This is a genomic window from Candidatus Pelagibacter ubique HTCC1062, from assembly GCF_000012345.1.
Classification (GTDB): domain Bacteria; phylum Pseudomonadota; class Alphaproteobacteria; order Pelagibacterales; family Pelagibacteraceae; genus Pelagibacter; species Pelagibacter ubiqueversans.
Window position 1 is genome coordinate 1,283,472 of sequence record NC_007205.1, and the last position, 25,288, is coordinate 1,308,759.

Annotated in this window: 28 protein-coding genes and 1 pseudogene; 3 read left to right on the forward strand and 26 right to left on the reverse strand. The window is 30.9% G+C overall.

Annotation, left to right across the window (positions count from 1 at the left end; translation table 11 throughout):
• Window positions 1-52: 52 nt before the first annotated feature.
• The 16 genes from SAR11_RS06740 to SAR11_RS06815 all read right to left on the reverse strand — a co-directional run bounded on the left by SAR11_RS06740 (window position 53) and on the right by SAR11_RS06815 (window position 14,151).
• On the reverse strand, window positions 53-814 hold the full coding sequence (locus SAR11_RS06740; protein WP_011282325.1) for a sulfite exporter TauE/SafE family protein: 762 nt from the start codon (window positions 812-814) through the stop codon (window positions 53-55).
• 1 nt (window position 815) lies between these two features.
• Window positions 816-1,979 carry an MFS transporter gene (locus SAR11_RS06745; RefSeq protein ID WP_011282326.1) on the reverse strand — a complete coding sequence of 388 codons (1,164 nt, stop codon included), beginning with the start codon at window positions 1,977-1,979 and terminating at the stop codon, window positions 816-818.
• Window positions 1,980-2,055: 76 nt separating this feature from the next.
• Window positions 2,056-3,387, reverse strand: a complete 1,332-nt coding sequence (locus tag SAR11_RS06750; RefSeq protein ID WP_006997935.1) for a branched-chain amino acid ABC transporter permease — start codon at window positions 3,385-3,387, stop codon at window positions 2,056-2,058.
• 35 nt (window positions 3,388-3,422) lie between these two features.
• Entirely contained in the window at window positions 3,423-4,433 is a 1,011-nt protein-coding gene (locus SAR11_RS06755) for a branched-chain amino acid ABC transporter permease (RefSeq protein ID WP_011282327.1), read from the reverse strand.
• Between the two features lies 1 nt (window position 4,434).
• Complete coding sequence (locus SAR11_RS06760; RefSeq protein WP_011282328.1) at window positions 4,435-5,142, reverse strand: ABC transporter ATP-binding protein; 708 nt, start codon at window positions 5,140-5,142, stop codon at window positions 4,435-4,437.
• Window positions 5,142-5,936, reverse strand: a complete 795-nt coding sequence (locus tag SAR11_RS06765) for an ABC transporter ATP-binding protein (RefSeq protein ID WP_011282329.1) — start codon at window positions 5,934-5,936, stop codon at window positions 5,142-5,144. The genes SAR11_RS06760 and SAR11_RS06765 overlap by 1 nt, the downstream gene beginning before the upstream one ends.
• Before the next feature lie 5 nt (window positions 5,937-5,941).
• Window positions 5,942-6,709 (reverse strand): pyrroline-5-carboxylate reductase, encoded by a 768-nt coding sequence (locus SAR11_RS06770; protein ID WP_011282330.1) that lies wholly within the window; start codon window positions 6,707-6,709, stop codon window positions 5,942-5,944.
• Window positions 6,710-6,741: 32 nt separating this feature from the next.
• On the reverse strand, window positions 6,742-7,653 hold the full coding sequence (gene glaH / locus SAR11_RS06775) for a glutarate dioxygenase GlaH (RefSeq protein ID WP_011282331.1): 912 nt from the start codon (window positions 7,651-7,653) through the stop codon (window positions 6,742-6,744).
• Complete coding sequence (locus SAR11_RS06780) at window positions 7,653-7,976, reverse strand: AzlD domain-containing protein (RefSeq protein WP_011282332.1); 324 nt, start codon at window positions 7,974-7,976, stop codon at window positions 7,653-7,655. The genes glaH and SAR11_RS06780 overlap by 1 nt, the downstream gene beginning before the upstream one ends.
• A complete protein-coding gene (locus SAR11_RS06785; RefSeq protein ID WP_011282333.1) occupies window positions 7,966-8,670 on the reverse strand; it encodes an AzlC family ABC transporter permease in 705 nt (234 codons plus the stop codon). Before SAR11_RS06785 ends, SAR11_RS06780 begins: the two co-directional genes overlap by 11 nt.
• Window positions 8,670-9,455 carry an ABC transporter ATP-binding protein gene (locus tag SAR11_RS06790; protein ID WP_011282334.1) on the reverse strand — a complete coding sequence of 262 codons (786 nt, stop codon included), beginning with the start codon at window positions 9,453-9,455 and terminating at the stop codon, window positions 8,670-8,672. Before SAR11_RS06790 ends, SAR11_RS06785 begins: the two co-directional genes overlap by 1 nt.
• Window positions 9,455-10,195, reverse strand: coding sequence for an ABC transporter ATP-binding protein (locus tag SAR11_RS06795; RefSeq protein WP_011282335.1), 741 nt, complete (start codon window positions 10,193-10,195; stop codon window positions 9,455-9,457). The genes SAR11_RS06790 and SAR11_RS06795 overlap by 1 nt, the downstream gene beginning before the upstream one ends.
• Entirely contained in the window at window positions 10,195-11,247 is a 1,053-nt protein-coding gene (locus tag SAR11_RS06800; protein WP_027307111.1) for a branched-chain amino acid ABC transporter permease, read from the reverse strand. Before SAR11_RS06800 ends, SAR11_RS06795 begins: the two co-directional genes overlap by 1 nt.
• Entirely contained in the window at window positions 11,247-12,140 is an 894-nt protein-coding gene (locus tag SAR11_RS06805; protein ID WP_027307112.1) for a branched-chain amino acid ABC transporter permease, read from the reverse strand. The genes SAR11_RS06800 and SAR11_RS06805 overlap by 1 nt, the downstream gene beginning before the upstream one ends.
• A 64-nt stretch (window positions 12,141-12,204) precedes the next feature.
• Window positions 12,205-13,446, reverse strand: a complete 1,242-nt coding sequence (locus SAR11_RS06810) for an amino acid ABC transporter substrate-binding protein (RefSeq protein ID WP_011282338.1) — start codon at window positions 13,444-13,446, stop codon at window positions 12,205-12,207.
• A 90-nt stretch (window positions 13,447-13,536) separates the two neighbouring features.
• Window positions 13,537-14,151, reverse strand: coding sequence for a LysE family translocator (locus SAR11_RS06815; RefSeq protein WP_006997922.1), 615 nt, complete (start codon window positions 14,149-14,151; stop codon window positions 13,537-13,539).
• Between the two features lie 133 nt (window positions 14,152-14,284).
• On the opposite strand from SAR11_RS06815, the gene SAR11_RS06820 reads away from it, so the two are divergent.
• The gene (locus SAR11_RS06820) at window positions 14,285-14,581 is read left to right on the forward strand and encodes a TIGR03643 family protein (protein ID WP_011282339.1); all 297 of its coding nucleotides are present in this window, start codon (window positions 14,285-14,287) and stop codon (window positions 14,579-14,581) included.
• A 3-nt stretch (window positions 14,582-14,584) separates the two neighbouring features.
• Window positions 14,585-14,839: a glutaredoxin 3 gene (grxC, locus tag SAR11_RS06825; protein WP_006997920.1), complete on the forward strand. Its 255-nt coding sequence runs from the start codon at window positions 14,585-14,587 to the stop codon at window positions 14,837-14,839.
• 1 nt (window position 14,840) lies between these two features.
• On the opposite strand, the gene msrB is transcribed toward grxC, so the two are convergent.
• The 10 genes and pseudogenes from msrB to SAR11_RS06875 all read right to left on the reverse strand — a co-directional run.
• Complete coding sequence (gene msrB, locus SAR11_RS06830; protein WP_011282340.1) at window positions 14,841-15,215, reverse strand: peptide-methionine (R)-S-oxide reductase MsrB; 375 nt, start codon at window positions 15,213-15,215, stop codon at window positions 14,841-14,843.
• 3 nt (window positions 15,216-15,218) lie between these two features.
• Complete coding sequence (locus SAR11_RS06835; protein WP_006997918.1) at window positions 15,219-16,169, reverse strand: D-2-hydroxyacid dehydrogenase family protein; 951 nt, start codon at window positions 16,167-16,169, stop codon at window positions 15,219-15,221.
• Window positions 16,162-17,061 (reverse strand): DMT family transporter, encoded by a 900-nt coding sequence (locus SAR11_RS06840; RefSeq protein ID WP_006997917.1) that lies wholly within the window; start codon window positions 17,059-17,061, stop codon window positions 16,162-16,164. The genes SAR11_RS06835 and SAR11_RS06840 overlap by 8 nt, the downstream gene beginning before the upstream one ends.
• Window positions 17,062-18,303 carry an NAD(P)/FAD-dependent oxidoreductase gene (locus tag SAR11_RS06845; protein WP_011282341.1) on the reverse strand — a complete coding sequence of 414 codons (1,242 nt, stop codon included), beginning with the start codon at window positions 18,301-18,303 and terminating at the stop codon, window positions 17,062-17,064.
• Window positions 18,304-18,371: 68 nt separating this feature from the next.
• Window positions 18,372-19,493 carry a rod shape-determining protein RodA gene (gene rodA / locus SAR11_RS06850; RefSeq protein ID WP_011282342.1) on the reverse strand — a complete coding sequence of 374 codons (1,122 nt, stop codon included), beginning with the start codon at window positions 19,491-19,493 and terminating at the stop codon, window positions 18,372-18,374.
• Window positions 19,494-21,461 (reverse strand): penicillin-binding protein 2, encoded by a 1,968-nt coding sequence (gene mrdA / locus SAR11_RS06855; RefSeq protein ID WP_011282343.1) that lies wholly within the window; start codon window positions 21,459-21,461, stop codon window positions 19,494-19,496. It lies immediately after the preceding gene.
• A complete protein-coding gene (locus SAR11_RS06860) occupies window positions 21,451-21,972 on the reverse strand; it encodes a hypothetical protein (protein ID WP_011282344.1) in 522 nt (173 codons plus the stop codon). The genes mrdA and SAR11_RS06860 overlap by 11 nt, the downstream gene beginning before the upstream one ends.
• Window positions 21,969-22,820, reverse strand: a complete 852-nt coding sequence (gene mreC / locus SAR11_RS06865) for a rod shape-determining protein MreC (RefSeq protein WP_041185801.1) — start codon at window positions 22,818-22,820, stop codon at window positions 21,969-21,971. Before mreC ends, SAR11_RS06860 begins: the two co-directional genes overlap by 4 nt.
• Before the next feature lie 5 nt (window positions 22,821-22,825).
• On the reverse strand, window positions 22,826-23,863 hold the full coding sequence (locus SAR11_RS06870) for a rod shape-determining protein (protein WP_011282346.1): 1,038 nt from the start codon (window positions 23,861-23,863) through the stop codon (window positions 22,826-22,828).
• A 5-nt stretch (window positions 23,864-23,868) separates the two neighbouring features.
• Window positions 23,869-25,134: pseudogene (locus tag SAR11_RS06875) on the reverse strand (2-isopropylmalate synthase); the annotation flags it as partial.
• 24 nt (window positions 25,135-25,158) lie between these two features.
• Here SAR11_RS06875 and SAR11_RS07105 point away from each other — a divergent pair.
• The gene (locus tag SAR11_RS07105; RefSeq protein WP_011282348.1) at window positions 25,159-25,248 is read left to right on the forward strand and encodes a hypothetical protein; all 90 of its coding nucleotides are present in this window, start codon (window positions 25,159-25,161) and stop codon (window positions 25,246-25,248) included.
• The last annotated feature ends 40 nt before the right edge of the window (window positions 25,249-25,288 follow it).

A 25,288-nucleotide genomic window follows, 5' to 3' on the forward strand; every position in this document is an offset into this window, starting at 1 on the left:
AATCTTAATTTTAAAACCCTCAGCAGTGAAAATTGCTGGGGGTTTTTTTTATTTAAAAATTACTAATAATCCTAAAAAAACCAAATATCGAAATTAATATAAGAAAATAAAAAACAACTTTTCTATAAGTTTCCTCTTTGCTTTTAACAAAAAATTTATCACCAATATAAACACCTATTGGTAAAATAATAATCAGTGGAATAGTTCTATAAATAGTTGTCAGATCTACAATTCCTGCAAAAAAACTAAGAATAAATGCATAAATATCTGTTAAAAAGAATAAGGCTGCTAATGAACCTCTAATTACTGCTGGTTGAATACTTGTAACTAATAAAAAAAGTGCCACAGGCATTCCACCTAATGTGGTTAATCCATTTAATGTTCCAGAGACTATTCCAGTAATAAGCTTTCCATAATTATTATTAATTTTTTTATTCTCATATCCTTTCATTAATAAAAATGAAAAAAATATAACTAATGCGCAAACTGACAGGTGTGTTGTATCTGGAGATAAATACTTCAATAAATAAAGCCCAATAGGTGACCCAATGATTATTCCTATCAATAATTTTAAAACAAAATTCCAGTCTATTTTGTTCCATATATATGGAACCATAAAAATACTAATAATAACCTCAAGTATTAGAATAATTGGGACTATCTCTATTGCTGGAAGAATAAAAGAAAAGCCAGAAATACATATTGCAGAAAAGCCAAAGCCATTAAAACCTCTTATAATAGATGCAATAAATACGGTAAATATTACAAAATAGATTTCAATTAAACTCAGTTGAAGATTAGATAAAAAATCCACTCTATTTCCTTTTTTTAAAGTCTGCTCTTAATGTTGATAAAACAATTATTACTAAAAATATTATACAAACTAAATTCATTGTTTTCCAACTTGTTAAGGTTAAAAAAACTCCAGCCGATAAGCTTGCTACTGCCTGAATTGAATAAACAATTAAATCATTAAAGCCTTGTGCTTTAAATTTTTCATCCTCTCTATAAGATAAAACTAGTAAACTTGTTCCAGATATAAATAAAAAGTTCCAACCAAATCCTAAAAATATTAATGCAATTAAATAATTAATAAAATTTTGCTCAAATAAACTAGTCAAAATTGTTATAAAAAATAAAACAACACCAGCGTACATAATTTTACTATGTCCAAATTTTTTTATCAAATTACCTGTTATCAATGAAGGTAAAAACATAGCTGCGATATGAAGTTGAATTACAAAACCTGTTTTAGTTAAACTTATTTTTTCCATTACATGCATACTTATTGGAGTTGCAGTCATTAAAAATGACATCACTGCATAAGCAAATGCCGAAGCCACTAATGCTTGTAGAAATCTTGGTTGAGAAATTAACTCCAAATAACTACGTTTGATTTTCTTGTTAACATGATTGGGTTTATGTCCATCCTCATAAAATAATAGAAAAATTGTTGAAGTAAGAGTTAAAGCAGCAAGCGCAATATAAGATCCGGCATATAAATGTTCGGCTATAAAACCTTTTGTTATATTAGCAACATTTGGTCCTATAAAAGCCGAACCTATTCCTGCTAATAATATTATTGAAATAGCTTTTGGTGCCATATCTTTTTTAACAGTCTCAACTGCTGCAAAACGATATTGATGACTAAAGGCTACTCCTGCACCAAGTAAAAAACATGAAAAATTAAAAAGGATAAAGCTTTCAATAATTATTGCGTACGCCGCTAGAACAGATGATAAGGAGCTCACTACAGAAGCAAACATAAAGCCTGCTCTTCGACCAATTATACTCATAACCTTTGCTGCAAAGATTGCAAAAATTGCAATACCAACAATTGATAAAGCCATCGGTAAAGTTGCTAAAGATTTTACTGGACTAAACTGAGAGCCAATTATTCCACTTAAGAAAACTGTTACGGGTGCTGCTGTAAAAGCAAAAATTTGACTTAAAATTAGCAGCCATAAATTTTTATTCATTAAAAAATGTATTTATCACTAAGATAAAGAGCAAAACCTAGAGCCATCCCTAATAAAATATATTTCATAATAAAGTTTATTTTATTTCGATTTTTTCAGGAAGTATACCTTTAGGTCTATACCTCATGATCAACAGAAGACCCATCCCCATCATTAAATATCTAAAGTAAGGAACGCTTTCAATTAAATGAATTTTTAATGAATGTGTATCTGCTAAACCTGCTGTAAATAAATTAATCAAGAATAATGCAATTGGCGCTGCCTCAATCCATAGAAACCAGACTGCAAAACCTCCTAAAATTGCTCCAAAATTATTCCCACTTCCTCCAACAATAACCATAACCCAGATTAAAAAAGTATATCTCATAGGTTGGTAACTACCTGGAGTAAATAAACCATCTTGAGTGACTAACATAGCGCCAGCAATTCCAACTATAGCTGAGCCTAAAATAAAGATTAATAAATGTTGCTTGACGACATTTTTTCCCATTGCATTAGCAGCTTCTTCATTGTCTCTTATCGCACGCATCATTCTTCCCCATGGAGAGTAAAGAGCTTTTTGAGTTACTATTAACAAGGCTATAACAACAATTAAAAATAAACCTGAATAACAAAGTTTTACAAAAACTGATGATCCCTCAATTACTAATTGGTTAAGAGCTGATTGTTTATCAGTAATACTGGAGATTAAATCTAATTTCCCAGAATTAAATTTTGCAACTAAATTTATAAACCATTCTTTAGTTTGGAGTTCAATTTCATAAGGCACTGGTCGATCCAGTCCAATTACATTTTTAACACCTCTTGTTAACCAATCTTCATGCTTGATTATGGCTATAACTATTTCTGATATTAGTAGTGTGGCAATAGCTAAATAGTCTGCACGTAAACCTAAAGCAACTTTACCAACTATAAATGCTAGACCTGCTGCAAAAAATGCACCTACGATCCAAGAAAACATAATTGGCAATCCTAATCCACCAAGAAATCCTGTTGTTGCTGGGTTAACATTTTCAATAGCTTCAATACTTGTCTCTGATGTAACTCTTATAATTATAATTCCAGCAATAATAATTGTAGCAATACCATAAGTTCTAATTTTAGATTTTTCAAAATTTTTTAATACAAAACGTATTGCAAGGACCATTGCAACAATTAACCATAAAGACATTAGAATACTAAAACCTCCCGCAACCCATGCTTCTTGTACAGGTTCAACAGAAATTAAAACTGCAGCTAATCCACCTAATGCCGCATATCCCATTAGACCAAAATTGATTAACCCTGCATACCCCCATTGAATATTTGCCCCCATAGTCATTACAGCAGAAATTAAACACATGTTAAAAATTGATAGAGCTACATTCCAAGATTGAAATATTCCAACTAAAATAATAAGCCCCAACATGATTGCGTAAGCTATAATTACATTTAAGTGCTTTCTCACAGTACCTTCCCTTTGAATATTCCATTAGGTCTATAAAGTAAGACAATCACCAGTATAGAAAATGAGACAGCAAATTTATAATCTGTTGATAATAACTGAACTAACGTTTCTGGCTCCATGCTTGCTGGCAAAACATACATAAAGAATTTTTTATAAGCATAAGTTAGGAATATTTCTGAAAATGCTATGACATATCCTCCTAAAAATGCTCCAAAGGGGTTTCCAATACCTCCAACAATTGCTGCAGCAAAAATTGGCAACATGTTATTAAAGTAGGTAAATGGCTTAAAACTTTTGTCCAATCCATATAAAGCTCCACCAATTGTCGCTAAAATTCCTGCAATAATCCAAGTAATCATAACTACTCTTTTAGGATCAATTCCAGACAATAAAGCTAAATCCTCATTATCAGAATAAGCACGCATGCTTTTTCCTGTCTTAGTTTTGTTTAAAAACCAAAATAAAATAGAAACCAATACAATTGTTACAAATATAGTTAATACCTGACTAGATTTAATTGCTAAACCTTCATTAAGTCCTGTCATTTCTTTAAACTCACTTGCTTTGATAATAAATTTTTCCCCATCAAAAAACCTCTGATCTGATGGACCGATTATTATTCTAACAACAGCTTGAGTTACAAACATTACACCAATACTAACCATTGCAAGTTGAACAGGAGGACTTTTGCTCACTCTATAATATCTAAAAACAAATTTATCAATTAAGAGCATATATCCAATTGTTAAAACAATTGCAAAAGGGATGGCAAGTAACGCTGTTGGTAAAACACCTAAAGAAATTCCAAGTGATTGAAAATACCAAGTAAATAATATGGTGACCATCGTACCAAAAGCCATCATGTCCCCAGTTGCAAAATTAGCAAACCTTAAAATTCCATAAATTAAAGTTACAAATATTGCACCTAGTGCTAGTTGAGAGCCATACGTAAGAGCTGGCATAAAAATATAATTTAATAATAATATAATTGCGTTTAAGAATTCCATACTATCCACCTAAAAAAGAGCTTCTTACTCTTGGGTCGTTTAATAATTCTTTTCCTGTTCCTGAATACTTATTTTCACCTGTAACTAGTACATATCCACGATCAGAAATATTAAGCGCTTGTTTAGCATTTTGCTCAACCATTAAAATTGCAACATTAGTTCTTTTTACTTTGATGATATGATCAAATAATTCATCCATTACTATTGGAGAAACACCAGCAGTGGGTTCATCTAACATTAATACAGATGGTTTTATCATTAATGCTCTTCCAAGAGCCACTTGTTGTCTTTGACCTCCAGATAATTCACCAACTAATTGGTTTCTTTTTTCTCTAAGTATTGGAAATAGTTCATAAATTTCTTCTATAATATTTTGATAATTGTCATCTCTTAAATAAGCTCCCATCTCTAAATTTTCTTCAACACTCATTCCAGAAAATACATTTTTTGTCTGTGGTACAAATGAAATACCTTCTCTCACCCTATCTTGTGGTGAAAGTTTTGAAATATCTTTGCCATCAATTATAACTGAACCAGATTTTAAATTTAAAAGACCAAGCATTGCTTTCATGGCTGTTGATTTACCAGCACCATTAGGTCCAAGAATTGAAACTATTTCGCCTCTGTTTACATTAACTGAACAAGAGTTGATGATATCAGGTCCATTACCATAACCACCTGTCATTTTTAAACCTTCAAAAAAAGCCATTAGTTCTCATCCTTTATCTTTGATCCTCTGCCTAAATAGCTTTCTATAACTTTTTCATCTTTCTTAGCTTCTTCAGCGGTCCCTTCAAATAAAACTGAACCTTCTGCCATAACAATAACAGGGTTACATAATCTACTTATAAACTCCATATCATGTTCGATCATACAGAATGTATAACCTTCTTCCTTATTTAACTTAAGAATAGCAGTTCCTAAATCTTTAAGCAGTGTTCTATTAACACCAGCACCTACTTCATCAAGTAATACTAATTTTGCATCAACCATCATGGTTCTTCCAAGTTCTAATAATTTTTTTTGGCCTCCAGATAAATTCCCAGCTAATTCATTTGATAAATGAGTCAGATTTAAAAAATCAACTACGTCTTGGGCTTTTTGTTTAACTTTAAGTTCTTCCGTTCTAACTAAACTTGGTTTTAATAAAGCAGTCATTAAATTTTCACCTGACTGATTTGCAGGAACCATCATTAAATTTTCAAGCACAGAAAGATTAGTAAACTCATGTGCTATTTGAAAAGTTCTTAAAATTCCTTTAGAAAATAATTCATATGAAGGAACGTCAGTAACATCCTCATTATTAAACAATACTTTTCCTTGTGAGGATTTTAAATTTCCAGCTATTAGATTGAACAAGGTGGTCTTGCCTGAGCCGTTAGGTCCTATAATTCCTGTAATAGAGCCTTTCTTAATCTTTAATGAACAATCTGACACTGCAGCCAAACCTCCAAAATATTTAGATAGATTTTCAATTTGTAAGATGTTCTGTTCTTGATCCATGAAATTTATTTATTTAATCTTCTATGTATACTGTTGAGTGTCTTTTCTAAAGATTTATAAAAACCTGCTCTGCTTAATTCTTTAACTCCTTGTTCATTCAATCCTTTAGGTGTTTGAGACTCTTTTACTAAAAATTTTAAATCTTTTTTAGAGTTTACAACTGCATCTTCTGATAATGCTAAAAATAAAGATGTTATATATTTTTGTGCATTATTTCGTTTAACTCCTCTTTTCACTAACCAGTCTGTCATTACTCTTAGTAATTCATAAAAGGGTGCCATCATTCCAGAGGTTGACCAAAAATTGATTGAAGATTTTTCATTTTTAATTTCAACGGTTGTGCCAATTTTATTAAAAAAATCTTTAACTTTTTTATTGGGTGGACAAATGGGTACTGGTCCTTTTTTTAAAGATATAGGAGGTAATGGTATCGCTCTTATAATTTTTGCTTTAACTTTGATTGCTTTTTTAAGTTGAGCTAAAGTAATTGTTGATATGAAACTAATTACAGTTTGATTTGATCTAAACTTTAAATTTTTAATAATTTTTTCACCCACTGCTGGAGTTACTGATAAAAATATCCAATCACAAGAATTAATAATTTCCTGGTTATCTTTACTAACAGTTATCTTTTTAAACTTTTTTTTTAAAATACTAGATGTAGATTTATTTCTCTCAGAGATGATTATTTTGTTATACGAAATACTGGAACTGCAAATACCAGTGATAACGGCAGACGTAATTTTACCTGTTCCTATAAAGCCTAATTTCATAAATATAGTTACTTTATAGTGATATTAGTGAATTAATTAATAAAAAAAGAACCTCTAATTCTCAATAGTTCTCTGCTTAAATCTTTATTTTCTTTGAAAGGTTTTCTTCCGTGTAACCAAAAATAATTATTAGCCACAATGGTTGATCCAGGTACTAATTTAGTGATTACTTTGTTCTTACTCTCCTCTAAAGCATCTGATAATTTTTGTAAGAAAATTCCTTGATCCATATTTTTTGGTTCAGGGAATTGATCAATATAAGAAATATTTGGCTTACCGTTATCATCTGTTGTGAAAACTGGATGTTCAACTTTATATTCTATATTTTTACTTTTAGGAGACCCCCATACAAAATTTTGTTTTCCAATGGGGTCATTGAATAAATCCTCACAATGTTCCCAGTCATCAAGATGCAACATTGCTGTTTCTCCTCCTTGGACATTTTGTTCTTCAATTTTAGTCATCAAAAGCCAATCTGTGATCTCTTTAACATATGTCCCATCCGTATGAAGATCCATATTTGTGTAAGCTTTTCTTAAGTACGAGTCACTTTTATCTTCATGCTTTACAAAAAATCTTGCATAATATTTTCCAGCCATGGCATCATAATTTGGATTACCAATTAAATAGGCAATTGCTGTTGATAGCTTTACTAAAAAGATATCATTAATTTTTGCACTTACTTTTTTTGGTCCAATTATAAAACAACCTGTTTCTCTATCTCTTACTATTGAATTAAGTAATTTGCTTAATTTATTAGAAGTTAAATCATCTAAACTTTTAGCAATAGTAAATCTGGTAAATGGTTTGTACTCTAAGGCAGTGATATCAAATTTATTGAATGGAAATATTAATTTATCTAAAATTTCATCTTCAATTCTAATGTCAATTATTCTTTTTGAATTTTGATGTTCTGTTATTGTTATTCCAGAGATATTTTCCATTAGAAATAATTACTTAGTACCGCCATCATGATAGCAGAAATAACAGTAGGATAAACAAAATTTCTTTTAGATATAAAAAATATAAATAAACAAAATAAAACAACAGTTACTCTACTTAAGTAACTAGCATCAGACAAAACACCTACTGGAAATATAATTGTTCTTGCTATTAATGCGGCTAGTGTTGAGTAGGCAAGACAATTAAACCATTTAAATAATTTTGAAGTTTCTTTTATTCCTTGTGAAGAAATTGCACCTAAAAACCTTGAAGAGAAAGTTGCAAGGGACGTGACTAAGATTGCAAGAAATACACTAGTTGACATTTAGCTCTCCTATAAAATAAGCAATTGTTCCACCAACAAGTCCTCCCAATAAAATTGACCACTCTGGAGATAGAAAATAAAAAATTGGTCCTAATACCAAGCCTAAAATTACTGCAGCTGTAATTTGAATAGTTTTCATTGCCCCAACCATCATGCATAAAAAATAAATTGGGTTTAAAATTGCTAAGCCCATCATCATATTTTTATCCAAATAATCAGATGCGTAAAATCCTATAAAAGTTCCTATTACCGCTGTAGTCCAAGTAGCACAACCAATTCCAATCCAAAAATCAATTCTATGTTTTTTTTCAATACTTTTATAGTTACTCTTCATAATCAGCCATGCAGATACTGCTATAAAATGACATGAAAAGTAATATTTCCATTTTGGTTGGCTTTTGTGCATCATTAATGGAAACAAAGAAACAGCCATTGGATAAAGACGAGCATTAACAAACCAAACAGCTAAAAAAATATTTAATAATGAAGCTCCAACTAATAACGACTCTGCCATAACTAATGATCCAGGCAAAGCATAAGTAAGCATAGTTGAAAAAATACTTTCTTGAATATTAAATCCTAAATTTTTAAGAAGTGCCCCAATTGCTATAAAACAACATCCAAGTGCAAGGGCTGGGCTATCTGGAGCTAAAATAGATTTGAAACCTTTAAAGAAAAATTCTTTATTAATCATTAACCACCAAGGAATAATCTACCAACGTCAGGATTTTTTAATAAATCGTCCCCTTTGCCAGCAATAGCAGTTTGTCCTGATACTAAAACATAACCTATATCAGCAAACTCTAATCCTTTTTTAGCATTTTGTTCCACTAGGATAATAGTTTTCTTTTCTGTTTGTTGAAGGTCTCTTAATATTTCAAAAACCATATCTATATATCTCGGTTCTAAACCAATTGAAGGTTCATCAACAAGTAATACAGAAGGTTTCATAACTAGTGCTCTAGAAATTTCTAATAATCTTCTTTCCCCACCAGATAAAACTTTTGCAGGTTGGTTTCTTCTGTTTCTTAATCTTTCATATTTTTCAAAAATTCTTTCAGCTTCTTGATAAGATTCGTCTGTGTTTTCTTTAGTATAACCACCCATTAGTAAATTTTCTTCAACCGTCATATCTGGAAAGACTGAATTATCTTGTAAGATATATGCTATTCCACACGACTTAAGTTTTTCTGCTGGGGTTAGATGCGTAATTTCTTTACCATCAATTTCTATTTGCCCTGAAAAGATATTTGTAAATCCATAAATAGAGTGAAGAATTGTAGATTTTCCAGCACCATTTGGACCAATTAAACATAGAGATTGAGCTTTACTTACACACAAATCAAAATCATGTAGAATTTCCATCTTACCATAACCAGCAGATAAATTTTTAATCGTTACATGGTTATTGTCTGGAGATAGTTTTTTTAATTCTTCAGGTCCTGGTGCTTTTCCTAATACATCATATTGATTTGACATTATTGTGCTCCCAAGTAAGCGTCTAGCACACGCTTATCATTTTTAATTTCATCTGGAGTTCCGTTTGCCAACATTTGACCATGTGCTAAACAAAAAACTCTTTGTGCTAAATTCATAATTACTTTCATATTATGCTCTATAACTAACAGGGTAATCCCATAATCTTTATTAACACTAATTAAACGATCAATAATTCCATTAATTAATGTTGGATTAATTCCAGCTGTTGGCTCATCTAACAAGAGCATTTTGGGCTCATTCATTAATGCCATTGCTAGTTCTAATAATTTTTGCTGACCAAAAGAAAGATCTCCTGCTCTAAGTTTTCTTTTTTGATGAAGTCCTACAAACTTTAATAATGTTTCTGCTTTATCAGTTAAACCTGAAGGTATTTTTTGGAAAACTGTTAAAATTCCATCATTTTCAGGTTTGTGGCTGATTAGCATATTTTGAATACAGTTTAATTTTCCATAAATTCGGGTTTGTTGAAAAGTTCTAAGTAATCCAAGTTTAGCAATAACAGGTACTGGTAACTCAGAGACTTCTCTGTTGTTAAATTTAATTGAACCCCCATCAATTGGATAAGTTCCAACTATTGAGTTAAATAAAGTAGTTTTTCCAGAACCATTTGGCCCAATTAATCCAACTATTGAACCTTGTTCAACTGACATAGAGATATCTACGTTGGCTTTAACACCGCCAAAAGATTTACTTACATTTGATATATCTAATATAGCCATTATTTTAATTCTACCTGTGCTTTTCGGTCAGCTTCATCAATTACTTCTCCAAATCTTTCAGGATATTTCTCTCTTAACCATCCCATTAAACCTTCAGGAAAATAAACAACGATTACAATAATTAAAACTCCAAGAGCTACATACTGCCATCCTAAAAAGTAAGTCCAAAATCCTTCTTTAAATAAATGAAATAAAACAGCACCAACTAGTGGTCCCCATAAAGTTCCTTTACCACCAAGAATTGCCATTAACACCATAAACACTCCAAATGTAGGTCCAGCAAATGCAATTTCATTAGGTTCAATGTAACCATTAATATGACCCATTAGTCCTCCTGCAATTCCAACAAAGAACGCTGATACCATCCAACCTATAATTTTATACCTCATAGTGTGAATGCCCATTGCTTCAGCTTTATCTTCGTTATCTCTTATTGCATTTAAAATTAATCCAAATCTTGTACTGTAGGCCCACTTTAAAGTAATAAAAGTTATAACTGCTAAACCAAAACTTAAATAGTACATAAACTGTGATGATGATGCGTTAGATCCTAAATCTTTTGGCCAAACAGGAACCGTCATACCTTGTCCTGCTCCAATAATTTCAATTCCACCTGCAATTTCGCCAGCAGCAATTCCTAAAGCTAAAGTACAAATTGCAAAGTAATGCCCTCTTAAACCTAAAATTCCATAACCAATTACTCCTGCAATTATTGTTGGAATAATTCCTGCTAACAATATTCCAACTCCAAACCCTTGAAAAAATTGTGGAACCGTATGAACAAAAGTTTTTTCTCCACCAGCATCCGTCCACTCAGCTAATGAAAAAAACATTGCTATTTGTGTACTTGAAGCAACATACATTCCAACTCCAAAAAATAAAATATTTCCAAATGTATTGTAGCCCATTTGTCCACCTTGAACGTCCCAAGTCATCGCAAGAACGATTAAAATATAAAGAAACGACATCTGAAGTTTGTAAGCAGGAAATATAAATGCACCAGCTAAGCCAAAAATTATTAGACCCATGTATAAAAGAGTATTTTTATTCATTATTTTAGATATTCTCTTTTTCTTGATAATTTAAATCTTCTGTAAACAAGAATTAATACGAGTAGCGAGAATACAGCTGCTATTCTAAATTCTGTTCCAAGTAGATAATCTGCCCATTCTTCAAATATACCAAGACCCATACCAGATATTGCAACAGCTGGTAAATTTCCAAGTCCAGCAATGATTACAATCATGAATGATCTTACCGTGTAAGGTAATCCTGTGTATGGATGAAGTGTAAATGTGATCGCAACACAAGCTCCTGCTATTCCACATAATGCTGCATTTATTCCAAATGTTGCAGCATAAACTTTTTCTGTATCTACACCTAAAATTTTAGCAGCTCTTGCATTTTGTGCGGTTGCTCTAATTGCTCTACCTAATTTTGATTTTCTCATATAGATCACCAAAATAAATGCAGATATGACACAAACAGCTCCTGAAAATAACTTAGCATTAGGAATTGTAACCATATCGTTAAATAACATTGTTGTTCCAAAATCTGATTGAGCAACAACTACGTCTGCGCCAAATGCAAAATTCATTAACTGTTGTGCTAAAATACTAATTCCAAAAGTTGCAAGAATTGATGTAAATAAATCTTTATCTACCACTTTATTAATAACCAGCTTGTACATTCCCCATCCAACACAATACATTACAATTGGAGATACAATTATACCAAAGGCTGGATGAATACCTGAGAGATACATAAAGTAAGCAATGTAACCACCCATAATTACTAATTCTCCTTGAGCAATGTTTATTATATTCATTACTCCCCACTGCAGAGCCATTCCATAAGCAATTAATGCAAATAAAATACCTAGAAGTATTCCATCCATTGAGGCTTGGACCATTAGTATTGGTGCTTGAAAAATTAGAAAATCCATAAATTATTTAAATGTTTATAAAAAAATGCCCCCTATTTCTAGGGAGCATTTTACATATTAGGTATTATCTTTTTGACCAAGATGGAATTGGGTGTACCAACTCAGCTGATGCCCATTTTGTAGGAGCAACAACTTTGTTTTCACACTTACTACCATCATCGTTACATGATACTTGGAAAAGTACCATTGGTTTTGATACGTTCTGCCCACCTTCTGCAAATTTTATGTTCCCATAAAAAGTTTGCATATCAGTTGCAGCTAAAGCGTCTCTAACTTTTTTAGTGTCAAATGATTGCGCTCTTTCGAATGCATCTTTAAATACTAATAAAGCAGCTGACGACTCTGCAGCTTGGTATGGCGGTGCATAACCAAATGCTTTTGTAAAATCTGCATCATAGGTAGTTCCATCTTTAAAGAAATCATCTTTGTAAGATAATGATTTATGCCATTGAGAAGCACAAAGTGCATACTCAGAAGCTTTACCATGCATCTTAGATAATTTAGCGGCATCACAGTGAGTCATTGCTAACATAGGAACATCAACTTTCATTTCTGAAATTTGCCTAACAGCTGTTAAAGCTCCTTTTGTGTGACCTGAAACCACAAGAACATCTGGTTTTACAGCTTTTACTTTAGATAAAGTAGCAGCCATATCATTAAGTTCTTTCGGTAACTTGTCATCAATTATGATTTTAGAACCTGTTCTTTTAGCAGCATCAAGAATACCTAATCTCACATCTTGAGAGAAAGCATCTTGTTCAAATGCCATTGCAATCTTAACTGGTTTTCCACCGTTTTTTTCAACTGCAAGATCAATTGCTACATCAAGATATAAGTTCGCAGGAGCTAGTACTGCAAATAAATATTTATAACCCTTAGTGAATAACGATCTAGACGCACCGTTTGCTTCAACCATAGGAATTCCATATTTTTCAGTTACAGGAGCCATAGCTTTAGTCAAACCTGAGCTATAAGGCCCAAGCATGTATTGAACACCATCTTGTTGAATTAATCTTTCTGCAAGTTGTGCTGCCCTTCCAGAGTTTGACTCGTCATCGTAATAAATGATTTCAAACTTGTAAGTTTTTCCACCAACCTTAATACCACCCATGTCATTTATTCTGTCAACTGCTAAGTTATAGCCGTTTTGAGTATGAACACCATTTGATGAGTATTTTCCAGTCAATGAAATAGCTGCACCTAAAATAATTTTATCCCCAACAACCTTCGCGAAAGATATTGTTGAAGCTGAAATTAAAAGAGCAATTGCAGAAACTAAAGTAATAATTATATTTCTGATTTTCATTTTTATTTCCCTCTATTAGTTTTTTAAATTTAAATAAATATTTAACCCTTAAATGTAATTACACGCAAGTCCTTAAGACAAAAGTGTGACCTAATAGTTTTGAATAAATGCTATGATTAAAGCGATTAATATCAATACACACGCTGAAATTGTATTAATAACTTTTGGGTTTGCTTTTATCCAAACAATTAATTTTCTAGCAAGAACAGCATAAGCAATTAAAGATAAAAAATCTAAAACTGCATATGTTGTAATTAAAATTATAAATTGGACAATATAATTTGAATTAAAATCTATAAACTGTGGGAATATTAAAGGAAAAAACATCCAAGCTTTTGGACTTGTTCCTGCAACTAAAAAACCATCTTTAAAAAAAGAAAAAAAGCTTTTTGACGAAATATTATTTGAATTTATATCTTTTGGTCTTGAATTATAAATATCATAAGCAAGATAAAGTAAGTAAGCTATACCAATCCACTTAAAAGTATTTAGAAAGTTTGGATTATCGACAAAAAAAGATCCTAAAACAAAAATTACTAATGTTGCTTGAATAATATTTGCTGTAACATCTCCAAGAGCTGTCCAGATACATTTTTGAACTCCATAATTCATGGAATATGAAATGATTACAATTCTAGGTGTACCAGGAGTGATAAATAAAAATAAAATAATCTGTAAAAAAAGAAAATAATTTAAGGGAAGCATTTTGTTGTTTGGATAGTCCAAAAAAACCGGGAGCTAAAGATGGCTAAGATGGACTATCTAAGTTTGAAGATACCATGACCTTAAATAAAATGCATTAATCAATTTTTTTAAATATAATGAAAATAAAGGATTTATGAAAAAAAAAGGTCACACCCCTATAACTAGAGTTAAAAATCCAGAACCCCATATATCAGATCCTGACTGGATCATCTGGGCTGCTTGGGCTGACCGGATTACCTTTGAAGAAATAGAGCAAAAAACTGGAAAGACAGAAGGTGAAGTAATCAAGATTATGAGGCATTCTATAAAGCCTGTTTCTTTTAGATTGTGGAGAAAAAGAGTTAATCAAAAAAGTATTAAACATAGAAAAAAATTTGAATACTCTAGAAAAGAAATTACTAGTAAAATTAAAAAGAATGATTATTTATAAGATATGAAAAATGTAACTATTTATACAGGTCCACTTTGTAATTTTTGTGATGCAGCAAAAAGATTATTAGCTAGAAACAACGTTGAATATAAAGAAATTAATATTGCAACAGTAGATGGAGCAATGGATGAAATGATTACTAAAGCTAATGGAAAAAGAACTATTCCACAAATCTTTTTTGATGATAATCATATTGGTGGTTACGATGATGTTAGAGCTCTTGAAAAAGAAAATAAATTACTAGAACTTTTAAAATAAACTAGTTTTTAGGTTTAAAAGTCAGACAAACACCATTATTACAATATCTTTTACCAGTTGGTTTAGGTCCATCTTCAAAGATATGACCGTGATGTCCGCCACATTTTTTGCAATGATATTCTACCCGCTCATAACCTAATAGAGTATCTGTTTTAGTTTCAAATGCATCCGGTAACGATTGATAAAATGAAGGCCAACCTGAACCACTTTCATATTTGGCATTTGAGTCAAATAATTTTTCACCACAATTAGCACAATGATAGCTTCCTTCTCTCTTCTCGTGATTTAATTCACTTGTACCAGGCGCTTCTGTACCATCTTCAAATAGAACTAATTTTTGTTCAGCTGTAAGGTCTTTGTTAATTTTTTTTGTCATGGTTTATTCTAATACTCTTAAGGGTTTACCTGCAACACATGCCTCTAATCCTTCAATCATCTGTGTATAAAATATACTATAATTTTCTGCTGTTACATAGCCAACATGTGGCATCAACAATGCATTTGGTAAAAATCTTAATTTATTTCCTTCTGGTAGAGGTTCTTTTTCATAAACATCAAGTCCTGCTCCAGCAATAACATTGGTTGATAATGCTATAATTAAATCATCTTCATTAATAATTGATCCTCTAGATGTATTAATTAAAAAAGCAGTTTTTTTCATTGAGTCTAATTCTTTTAGTTTTATTAACTCTTTATATCTTTCTCCACCTTGCACATGGATCGATAAAAAATCAGAATTTTGAAATAGATCTTCTTTACTGCATGGAAGGACACCAAGTTCTTTACAGGTGTCTAAGTTTAAATTTTCGCTCCAAGCCATAACTTCCATGCCAAAAGCTTTAGCAATTTTAGCAACTTGTGAACCAACTCTTCCAAGTCCAACTAATCCCAAAATCTTTCCTTTAAGCTCAAATCCAATAGTGGTTTGCCAGTAACCTTGGTACATGTTGTCAATTTCTTCTTTAAAATTTCTAGCTAACCCTAAGATTAAACCCCAGGTTAATTCTGTTGTGCCTGCAAAATCAATGTCAGTACCACACACAGTAATTTTTCTCTTTTTAGCAGCTGCTAAGTCTATTGCTTTATTTCTTGAACCACTGGTAATGATATATTTAAGGTCATTTAAATTATCGATTAAATTTTTAGTAATAGGAGTTCGCTCTCTCATTATCAATAATGCTTCAAAGTCTGATAATTGCTCTATGGCATCTGCTTCATCTTCAAAGGGTTTACTGAATATTTTAAATTCATATTTGCCAGATAATTTTTTTAAATCAACAAATTCGTGAGACACGTTTTGGTAATCATCTAAGATAGCAACTTTAAGCATTTTTAATCTTTCTGTTTGATAAAAGAATTCCTGTTAAAATAAATATTGCGCCCAACATATGATAAAACATAAATTTTTCATTAAAAATAATCATTGCCATAATTGCACTTAAAATAGGCATCATATGTAAAAAAACACCTGCTCTGTTAGCACCAATTAAAGCAACTCCCTTTATCCAAAAAATAAAAGAAGCAAGACCTGGAAATAGAACTACATAAAATAAAATCATGTAAAAGTTTTGATTTAAAACAATTCTAAAGCCCATTTGATACTCTATAAAGTAAATTGGTATTAAAAAAATAAAGCCAAATGAAATTACTACTTCTAGTAAACCTAGTTGAGATAGTTCGTGTTTTTTTTTCTTTAAAAGAGCTGAATAAGTAGCCCAAGAAAGCATTCCAAAAACCATCGTGATGTCACCCTTGTTGAAGTCTAAATTCATTAATATTCCAAGATTTGCTTTGGTTATAATTAAAACAACTCCAATAAAAGAACATGTAACGCCCATTATTTGAAAAGTATTAGTTTTTTCAATTTTTAAAATTGAAGAAATGAAAATGATCATCACTGGTATTGTTGATATCATCAACACTCCACTGATTACTTGCGTAAAGTTTAAAGAATAATAGACAATTGAATTAAAGATAGTGACGCTCGTTATTCCAAGAATTGTGTAATATTTATAATTTTCTAAAATATAACTTCTTTTGTTAAATAGTTCTTGAATTGTAAATGGAGCTAAGATCAACCAAGCAAAAAGCCATCTATAAAAATTTAATGAAAATGGAGGTACTTGATATTGACTAGCAAATTTTCCAACTAAAAAATTTCCTGACCAAAATAAAGCTGCTAAAAATAAAAAAATATAAGCAACATTATTTTTATTTATCACTTAGCTAAACCTAAGAGAGCTATATGGCTTTAAGTCTAAGTTTGTATTTTCTTCAGCAATCATTCCAGAGATTATTTTCCCTGAAATAGGTCCTAATGTCCATCCTAAATGATGATGACCAAAGCAATAAAAAACATTTTTATATTTTTTTGAAGGTCCTATTACAGGCAAGTAGTCAGGTAATGTAGGTCTAAAACCAAGCCACTCATCTTCATGTTCGGGTAAATCACCCATCATGTATTTTGCATTATTAATTAAATTTTTAACTCTTGATTTTGATAATGGGTTGTCTAATCCACCAAATTCAACCGTACCTACAACTCTAAGTCCCTGTTCCATGGGTGTAATACCAAATCCTCTATTTTGGAAAATTACGGGTCTACTTAAAAGATGATCACAATCTTTAAAATGAACATGGTACCCTCTTTCAGTATCAAGAGGTATTTTTTCATCTAAATTATCTGTTAGCTTTTTTGAAAATGAACCACAAGCAATTACAATTTTATCAAATAAAAAGCTTTGCGTTTCAGCTTTTATAACAGGCTTTTCATCATTAAAATTTATGTCTTTGATATTCATTTTTAAAAACTTGCCACCCTTTTTCAAAAAAAGATCATAAAGTTTTAAAAGAATTTTCTTTGGATTTCTAGCGTGTCTGCCATATTGATAATAAACACCTCCATGATAGATTGGTCTTATATTTGGTTCTAAATCATGAATTTCTTTTGGGGTTACTATTTGTTGATCAACCCCTAGTTCATTTCTAACTTTAATCTCTAACTCTCTACTTTTTAAGCTTTGATCGTTCCAAATATATAAAATACCTTTTTTTTCAACCAATCCACCAAGTTCTATTTCATCAAATAATTCATCATAAGCAGGTAATGCTAAATCTAAAATTTGATGCATATTTTTAGCTGTATGCAGCATTCTTTTTGTGGTGCAGTTTCTAATAAACTGTAAAAACCAAGGAATCATTTTTGGAACATAGTTCCATTTAAGAGCAAGTGGGCCTGTAGTGCTTAAAAGCATTGCAGGGACATCAGTTAAAACATCGGGTCTATTTATAGGAACGGATGCATATGGAGAAAAGTGACCAGCGTTACCGTAGGATGCAACAGGACTTCCTGGCTCGTCTCTGTCAAAAATTGTTACACTAAATCCTTTTTTTTGTAAAAATAACGCATTGGAAATACCTTGTATACCAGCACCTACAATTCCGATTTTTAAATTTTTTTCCATAACACTTTATACAATTCTTAAATTTAAATATTCGCGCGACAAATTCGACAAATAAAGGATTTTAATACTTAGGCTATCAGTTGTTTATGATTAATTTTAGCACTCATAACAATTGCAAACCCAATCATTGTTGCAAGCATTGAAGACCCTCCATATGACATAATTGGCAGTGGAGACCCAACGATAGGCAGTAAACCTAAAACCATTGACATATTTACTGTTACATAAAAAAATATTGCAGACCCATAGCCATAGCAAAAAAGTTTAGCAAAATAACTCCTCGAGATTGCACCAATTCTTAATACTCTATAAATAATGATTATATAAATTAGTAATAAAACTAGGGAGCCTAAAAAACCATGTTCCTCAGCAAATAAAGTGAAAATGAAATCTGTATGTTTTTCCGGTAAAAATTCTAAATAACTTTGAGTGCCTTTTAAAAAACCTTTGCCAGTTAAACCTCCTGATCCAACTGCTATTTTAGATTGAATAATTTGGTAACCTGCACCTAGAGGATCCCTATCTGGATTAAGAAAAGTCAAAATTCTAAGCTTTTGATAAGGCTGTAAAAAAGCAATAGCAAAAGGCATTGAAATTAATAAAGCTATAAAAGAATAAACAAAATATTTAATATTAATTCCTGCAAGCCAAATGACAACTAATCCACTTAAAGCAATTAAAATTGAAGTTCCCAAATCAGGTTGAGTAATAACAAGCATGATTGGTAAAATTAAAATTACCAAAGCAACAAACATAACTTGAAAACTATTAACTTTATTCAATTGTATACGGTGATAATATTTAGCAAGGCATACTATTATTGCAATTTTCATTAATTCAGATGGCTGTAAATTAATAAAATATAAATTGATCCATCTTTGTGATCCTGAAGCTTTAATGCCATACAAGGAAGCCCAGACTAGAAAAAATAAAACTACAATATAAAAAAAGTAAGCAAAGTAATGCCAAAATTTAATATTAAAAAATGACATAAAAATCATCATTGTGAAAAAAATTAAAAATTTTGAAATATGACTTTTGCTATGAAATAAGATTTGCCCCCCATCGGTTGAGTACATGGACAAAGCACTAATTAACCCAAGCAATAAAATACAAATTAACAAAATGTAATCAAAATTTCTTAATTTTTGAAAAAAAGTGGGTTGTGTATTAAATGAATTGTATTGCATTTATATTTTTAAATCATTTTGTTTAGTTTGTTTCTCTCTTAGCTCATGTCTATCTATAATTAATTTAAACAGTTTTTTTGCAATCGGTGCAGCAGCTGAACTACCTGATCCACCATGCTCTATAACAATACTTAATGCGTATCTTGGATTCTTATATGGACCAAACGCTATATATAAAGCGTGATCCCTCTCATTATATGGAATTTCAGAGGTACTTAAATCAAGTTCTCTTGCAGCTTCAGTTATTCTTTTAACCTGTGATGTTCCTGTCTTTCCAGCAAATTGGTATTTGGGATCTTCGATACGTGAATTATAAGAAGTCCCTCTGACCTCATTTGTAGATGCAAACATCGCTTCACGAACTAAGTTTATATTTTTAGAATTTTTAAATAAGGTTTCATGTTCCTTTTTATCTAAAAACCCTAAAAGTTCTTCTGTTGTATCTTTTAATCCACTGTCTTTTTTATTTAATTGTCTTCTATTTTCATTCATTATGAATCTAATTTCTTCTGCAGTTTTACTATCCTCTTCTACTATTATTTTTGGATAAATCTTAAATCCTCCATTTGCAAGCTGAGCTGTCATTTGACATAATTGTAGAGGTGTTGTTTGAGTATAGCCTTGTCCAATACCTGTGATTAATGTTTCACCTATAACCCAACCTTTTCCTAAATTATTTTTTTTCCATTTGGTGTCAGGAATTAACCCTTTTTTCTCAATACTAAATGTTTCATTTAAAACTTTTTCACCAAGGCCAAATTTTATAGATGTTTCTTTTAATCGATCTACACCAAGTTTTCTCGCAATCTCATAAAAATATGTATCACAAGACTGCTTCATTGCGCTCTTTAAATCTACAATGCCATGTCCTCTTTTTTTCCAGCAATGATAAGTTTGTCCATACATTTCAATTTTTCCTGTACAGTTAACTTTGAAATTTTCATCAATAATTTTATTTTCTAGTGCTGATAAAGCTACCATTGGTTTGAATGTTGAGCCTGGTGAATACAAACCAGATAAAGTTTTATTAACTAATGGTTTTAATGGATTGTTTCTAATTAACTGCCAGTCATCTTGATTAATTCCAAAAAGAAATAAATTAGGGTCAAATGATGGTGATGACTGCATAGCAATTATATCACCCGTATAAATATCCATTATACTTATTGAGCCAGCTACACCTTTTAAAAGCTCATTACAAAACTTTTGAATTTCTGTATCTACAGTGAGTTTAATTGTTTTGCCATTTAATCCATCGGTATGATCAAGTTGGCTAATTCTTTTTCCATAGGCATTAACTTCATACCTTTGGATACCATTCGTACCAATTAATTCATCTTCAAAAGTTTTTTCTAAACCATTTTTTCCCACTTTGAGACCTGGTACATGTGTACTTCTTATAATTTCATTATTTAGAATATCTTTTTCACTCGCTTCACTAACATAGCCCAAGACATGTGTATAACTTTCACTAAAGGGATAGTTTCGTGATACAGATAGAACTGGTTTGGCTCCTACTAAATCGTGCAAGTAATAATTAACTTTTGTAAACTGCTCCCATGTTAAATTTTTAGAAATGATTATAGTTTCCCAAGGTTTTTGTTTATTTTTTTGGTCTATTATTTTTTTAAAATCATTATTACTAATATTTAAAATTTCTTTTAACCTTACCATCAAATATTTAAAATCTTCTACTTCTTCAGGAATAACATGAAGTTGATATACTTTTAAATTACCAGCAATAACATTTTCAAAATAATCTAAAAACTCACCTCTAATTGGAGGTAATTTCCATTCACGTAATCTATTTTTGTCAGATAGAGTTAAATATTTTTTATTCTCTGTAATTTGTAATGAAAATAATCGAGTAATTATTCCAGTAAATACAATAATCTTAGCAGCACTAATAATAAACATTCTTCTATTAATGGTTTGAACTTTTTTTACACCAAAATCTTCACCCAGCATTATTATTTCTCACTACATAATTTTCAAAAAAATTAAATAAATTTGAAAATAAAAAATAAAACAAAAAAGTGAATACCATATTTATTATTTGGTCAAAATAATTTAACTCATAATTAAAAATAAATTTTAAAGATAAAAACAATAATGAATTTATAATTAAAATTGTTAAAAGAAAAAATATACCATCTTTTAGTAAACTTGGTCTTAAAGTGATATTTCTAAGATAGGATGCTGCTACACAAAGTATTAGATACATTAAGCTGCTTAATCCAATTGGAGTTCCTATCACAACATCGTTAAACAAACCTGCAATAAAAATATAAGTATATCCTAAACTTTCAGTTTTTTTTAGACTGTAGTAAAAAATTAAAATATATGAAAAATTAAATGAAAAATATTTTAAACCTGAATAATTAAAATCATAATCATTTAAAACAGATACAAAAAGTAAAATTACGGGTACTTTTAATAATATTATTCTAATAAAATTTTTATTTCTTAACCCTGTCATTTGTTCTCACTTTTTTTAAATGAAACAACTTTTACAAATTTTAATTGAGAAAAATCTGAAAAAAAATCTACTTTTTTTTCATCACTCAAGTTATTAATATTCATTCTTCCTATAGGTATTCCAGCCTTGAATAAGCTGCCTGCTCCAGAAGTGTAAATAACAGACTCATTTTTGATATCCTCATATTTTTTGCTATACTGAATTACCCCATAATCTTTACCCGTCCCTGAAAGTATAGAAATTACTGTGTTCGGTTCTACTATGACTGGAATTTTACTATTCAAATCTGAAAGTAATAATACCCTAGATGATGAATAGTTAACCTCAACAATTTTTCCAACAAGATATTCACCATCTATTACAACCATTCCAAGGTTTACTTTATGTTTACTGCCTTTGTTAATGATGATTGATCTTAAGTAAGGACTACTTTTATCACTTAAAACTTTAGCAATTATAGTGTCTGATTTAACCAAATGATCATCAACAATATTTTTTAATCTTTGGTTTTCTGAAATTATAAATTCATTTAATAAATCTTTGGCTTTTAAAATCTCTAGTTCAGACTTAATTTTTTCATTTTCCTTATAAAGTTTTTTATGATTTTGGATTGTAAGATAACTATCTTTTAATAAATTTTCTGGCACAGAAACTATAAAAGACGATCTATAAACTACTTCCTTAATGCCTATTTTTACATAGTTTATAATTTTAAAATTAAAACTGCCCAAAATTAAAAAAAATATAGAAAAAAATATTAAACTTAATAATGAGAATCTTTGCTGTGTTCCTTTTTTTAAAAAAGCAGATCTTAATGCAATTACAAAATCATCTCTGCTTGTTTCCATTATTTCTAATACTCAGATAACATAGTAGAGAATGTTTCTTCTTGCTCTAGCGCTTTTCCTGTCCCAATTGCAACACATGCTAAAGGATCATCTGCTATAAAAACTGGCAATCCAGTTTCTTTTGAGAATCTTTTATCAATATTTTTTAATAAAGCTCCACCGCCTGTTAAAGTTAAACCCATATCCACTAAATCAGCTGATAATTCAGGAGGAGTATTTTCCAGAGCATCTTTTATCCCATTCACCATTTCTTTTAAAATATCATTTAAAGCTTCTGCTGTATCTTCTTCAGTAATATTTACTTCTTTAGGTGTTCCTGATCTTAAATCTCTACCTTTAACAGCATAAGTGTTGCTGTTCGATGGTATAGCTGTACCAATTTCTTTTTTTATTTTTTCAGCAGTACTATCTCCAATCATTAAATTGTATTCTTTTCTCATATAATTAACTAATGCTGTATCCATTGCATCTCCAGCAACTCTTAAAGATTTAGAATAAACAAGACCACCTAGTGACATAACGGCTATCTCTGTAGTACCTCCACCAATATCAACAACCATTGATCCAGTTGCTTCTGAGATTGGTAGACCTGCACCAATTGCTGCAGCGATAGGTTCCTCAATTAATTGTACTCTTCTCGCGCCTGCTGCTAACGCACTATCTTGAATGGCTTTTCTTTCAACTGGTGTTGACCCTGTTGGAACGCAAATTAAAATTCTTGGGTTTGCAAAAGTTTTATTTTTGTGAACTTTTTTTATAAAATGTTTAATCATTTCCTCGGTAACTATAAAGTCTGCAATCACTCCATCTCTCAAAGGTCTAATAGCACTAATGTTGCCAGGTGTTCTTCCAAGCATCGTTTTTGCTTCGTCACCTACAGCTAATACAGTTTTTTTTCCATTATTATCAGCAATGGCTACTACAGAGGGTTCATTTAAAACTACTCCTTGCCCTTTTAAAACAACAAGTGTGTTAGCAGTTCCAAGATCAATCGCCATATCTTGACTCCAAATACTACTTAAATTTTTAAACCAATTAGCCATCTTAATTATATACCTTTCACTTTTTGAGTTTCATGCTCCATTGGAACAGTTTTTTTTCTTTTAATAATCATTTTATTTAAAGCACTTAAATAAGCATTAGCTGACGCTACTAATGTGTCAGTATCAGCAGCTTGTCCAACTGTAGTTTTGCCTTCTTCTTCAATTCTAACACTTACTGTAGCTTGAGCGTCTGTTCCCTCAGTAACTGCATGTACTTGATAAAGTTGTAATTTAACGTCGTGTGGATATAAAACTTTTATACATTTAAAAATAGCATCTACAGGACCATCACCTGTTTCTGATGTTGATTTTACTTCTCCATAAACGTCAAGTGTCATTTCTGCTTTTTGAGGCTCACCTGTTCCTGCAAAAACTTTTAAAGACTTTAAATTTATTGCATTAATTTTATTGTCTGAAATTAAACTATCATCAACTAAGGCCATAATATCATCATCATAAACATGTTTTTTCTTGTCAGCTAAAACTTTAAATTTACCAAAAGCAGATTGGATTACGTCATCAGTTACATCTGCATAACCAAGATCATTTAACTTTTCTTTAAAAGCATGTCGCCCCGAATGTTTACCCATTACTAGTGAAGTTTTCTTAACCCCCACACTCTCTGGTGTCATAATTTCATAAGTTTCTCTATTTTTAAGCATTCCATCTTGATGAATACCTGCTTCATGAGCAAAAGCATTTTTTCCAACAATTGCCTTATTAAATTGAACTGGAAACGTTGCATTAGAGACAACTTTTGAAGCTTTACTTAATAATTCAGTTTTAATTCCTGTTGTAAAAGGCATTAAATCATTTCTTGTTCTTATCGCCATTACAATTTCTTCAAGTGCAGCATTACCTGCTCTCTCACCAATACCATTTATAGTGCACTCTACTTGTCTTGCTCCTGCTGCAACCCCTGCAAGTGAATTTGCAACTGCTAATCCTAAATCGTTATGACAGTGAACGGATAAAATTGCTTTATCTATATTTGGAACTTTGTTTTTTAAAGTTGTGATAATTTTAGTAAATTCTGATGGAATTGTATAACCAACAGTGTCAGGAATATTTATTGTTTTGGCTCCACTGCTGATTGCTGTCTCAACTATCTTACACATAAAATCCATGTCTGTTCTAGTTCCATCTTCACAAGACCACTCAACATCATCTGTTAAATTTCTTGCATAAGTTACACTTTCTTTTATTGCATCCAAAACTTGTTCTGGAGTTTTATTTAATTTGTGTTTCATGTGTAATGGACTTGTGAAGATGGAACTAGAACAGACATGGATTTTATGTGTAAGATAGTTGAGACAGCAATCAGCAGTGGAGCCAAAACAATAAATATTCCTGACACTGTTGGTTATACAATTTATCAGCCTTGACTGAGCTGGTTACGACAAAATCGCTAATTATGGGCTCACT

Bases quoted from the DNA above. Each gene is read 5' to 3' on its own strand.
- SAR11_RS06745 (WP_011282326.1), bottom strand. From the start codon at position 1,979: ATGAATAAAAATTTATGGCTGCTAATTTTAAGTCAAATTTTTGCTTTT.
- SAR11_RS06750 (WP_006997935.1), bottom strand. From the start codon at position 3,387: ATGTTGGGGCTTATTATTTTAGTTGGAATATTTCAATCTTGGAATGTA.
- SAR11_RS06755 (WP_011282327.1), bottom strand. From the start codon at position 4,433: ATGGAATTCTTAAACGCAATTATATTATTATTAAATTATATTTTTATG.
- SAR11_RS06760 (WP_011282328.1), bottom strand. From the start codon at position 5,142: ATGGCTTTTTTTGAAGGTTTAAAAATGACAGGTGGTTATGGTAATGGA.
- SAR11_RS06765 (WP_011282329.1), bottom strand. From the start codon at position 5,936: ATGGATCAAGAACAGAACATCTTACAAATTGAAAATCTATCTAAATAT.
- SAR11_RS06770 (WP_011282330.1), bottom strand. From the start codon at position 6,709: ATGAAATTAGGCTTTATAGGAACAGGTAAAATTACGTCTGCCGTTATC.
- glaH (WP_011282331.1), bottom strand. From the start codon at position 7,653: ATGGAAAATATCTCTGGAATAACAATAACAGAACATCAAAATTCAAAA.
- SAR11_RS06780 (WP_011282332.1), bottom strand. From the start codon at position 7,976: ATGTCAACTAGTGTATTTCTTGCAATCTTAGTCACGTCCCTTGCAACT.
- SAR11_RS06785 (WP_011282333.1), bottom strand. From the start codon at position 8,670: ATGATTAATAAAGAATTTTTCTTTAAAGGTTTCAAATCTATTTTAGCT.
- SAR11_RS06790 (WP_011282334.1), bottom strand. From the start codon at position 9,455: ATGTCAAATCAATATGATGTATTAGGAAAAGCACCAGGACCTGAAGAA.
- SAR11_RS06795 (WP_011282335.1), bottom strand. From the start codon at position 10,195: ATGGCTATATTAGATATATCAAATGTAAGTAAATCTTTTGGCGGTGTT.
- SAR11_RS06800 (WP_027307111.1), bottom strand. From the start codon at position 11,247: ATGAATAAAAATACTCTTTTATACATGGGTCTAATAATTTTTGGCTTA.
- SAR11_RS06805 (WP_027307112.1), bottom strand. From the start codon at position 12,140: ATGGATTTTCTAATTTTTCAAGCACCAATACTAATGGTCCAAGCCTCA.
- SAR11_RS06810 (WP_011282338.1), bottom strand. From the start codon at position 13,446: ATGAAAATCAGAAATATAATTATTACTTTAGTTTCTGCAATTGCTCTT.
- SAR11_RS06815 (WP_006997922.1), bottom strand. From the start codon at position 14,151: ATGCTTCCCTTAAATTATTTTCTTTTTTTACAGATTATTTTATTTTTA.
- SAR11_RS06820 (WP_011282339.1), top strand. From the start codon at position 14,285: ATGAAAAAAAAAGGTCACACCCCTATAACTAGAGTTAAAAATCCAGAA.
- grxC (WP_006997920.1), top strand. From the start codon at position 14,585: ATGAAAAATGTAACTATTTATACAGGTCCACTTTGTAATTTTTGTGAT.
- msrB (WP_011282340.1), bottom strand. From the start codon at position 15,215: ATGACAAAAAAAATTAACAAAGACCTTACAGCTGAACAAAAATTAGTT.
- SAR11_RS06835 (WP_006997918.1), bottom strand. From the start codon at position 16,169: ATGCTTAAAGTTGCTATCTTAGATGATTACCAAAACGTGTCTCACGAA.
- SAR11_RS06845 (WP_011282341.1), bottom strand. From the start codon at position 18,303: ATGGAAAAAAATTTAAAAATCGGAATTGTAGGTGCTGGTATACAAGGT.
- rodA (WP_011282342.1), bottom strand. From the start codon at position 19,493: ATGCAATACAATTCATTTAATACACAACCCACTTTTTTTCAAAAATTA.
- mrdA (WP_011282343.1), bottom strand. From the start codon at position 21,461: ATGCTGGGTGAAGATTTTGGTGTAAAAAAAGTTCAAACCATTAATAGA.
- SAR11_RS06860 (WP_011282344.1), bottom strand. From the start codon at position 21,972: ATGACAGGGTTAAGAAATAAAAATTTTATTAGAATAATATTATTAAAA.
- mreC (WP_041185801.1), bottom strand. From the start codon at position 22,820: ATGGAAACAAGCAGAGATGATTTTGTAATTGCATTAAGATCTGCTTTT.
- SAR11_RS06870 (WP_011282346.1), bottom strand. From the start codon at position 23,863: ATGGCTAATTGGTTTAAAAATTTAAGTAGTATTTGGAGTCAAGATATG.
- SAR11_RS07105 (WP_011282348.1), top strand. From the start codon at position 25,159: ATGTGTAAGATAGTTGAGACAGCAATCAGCAGTGGAGCCAAAACAATA.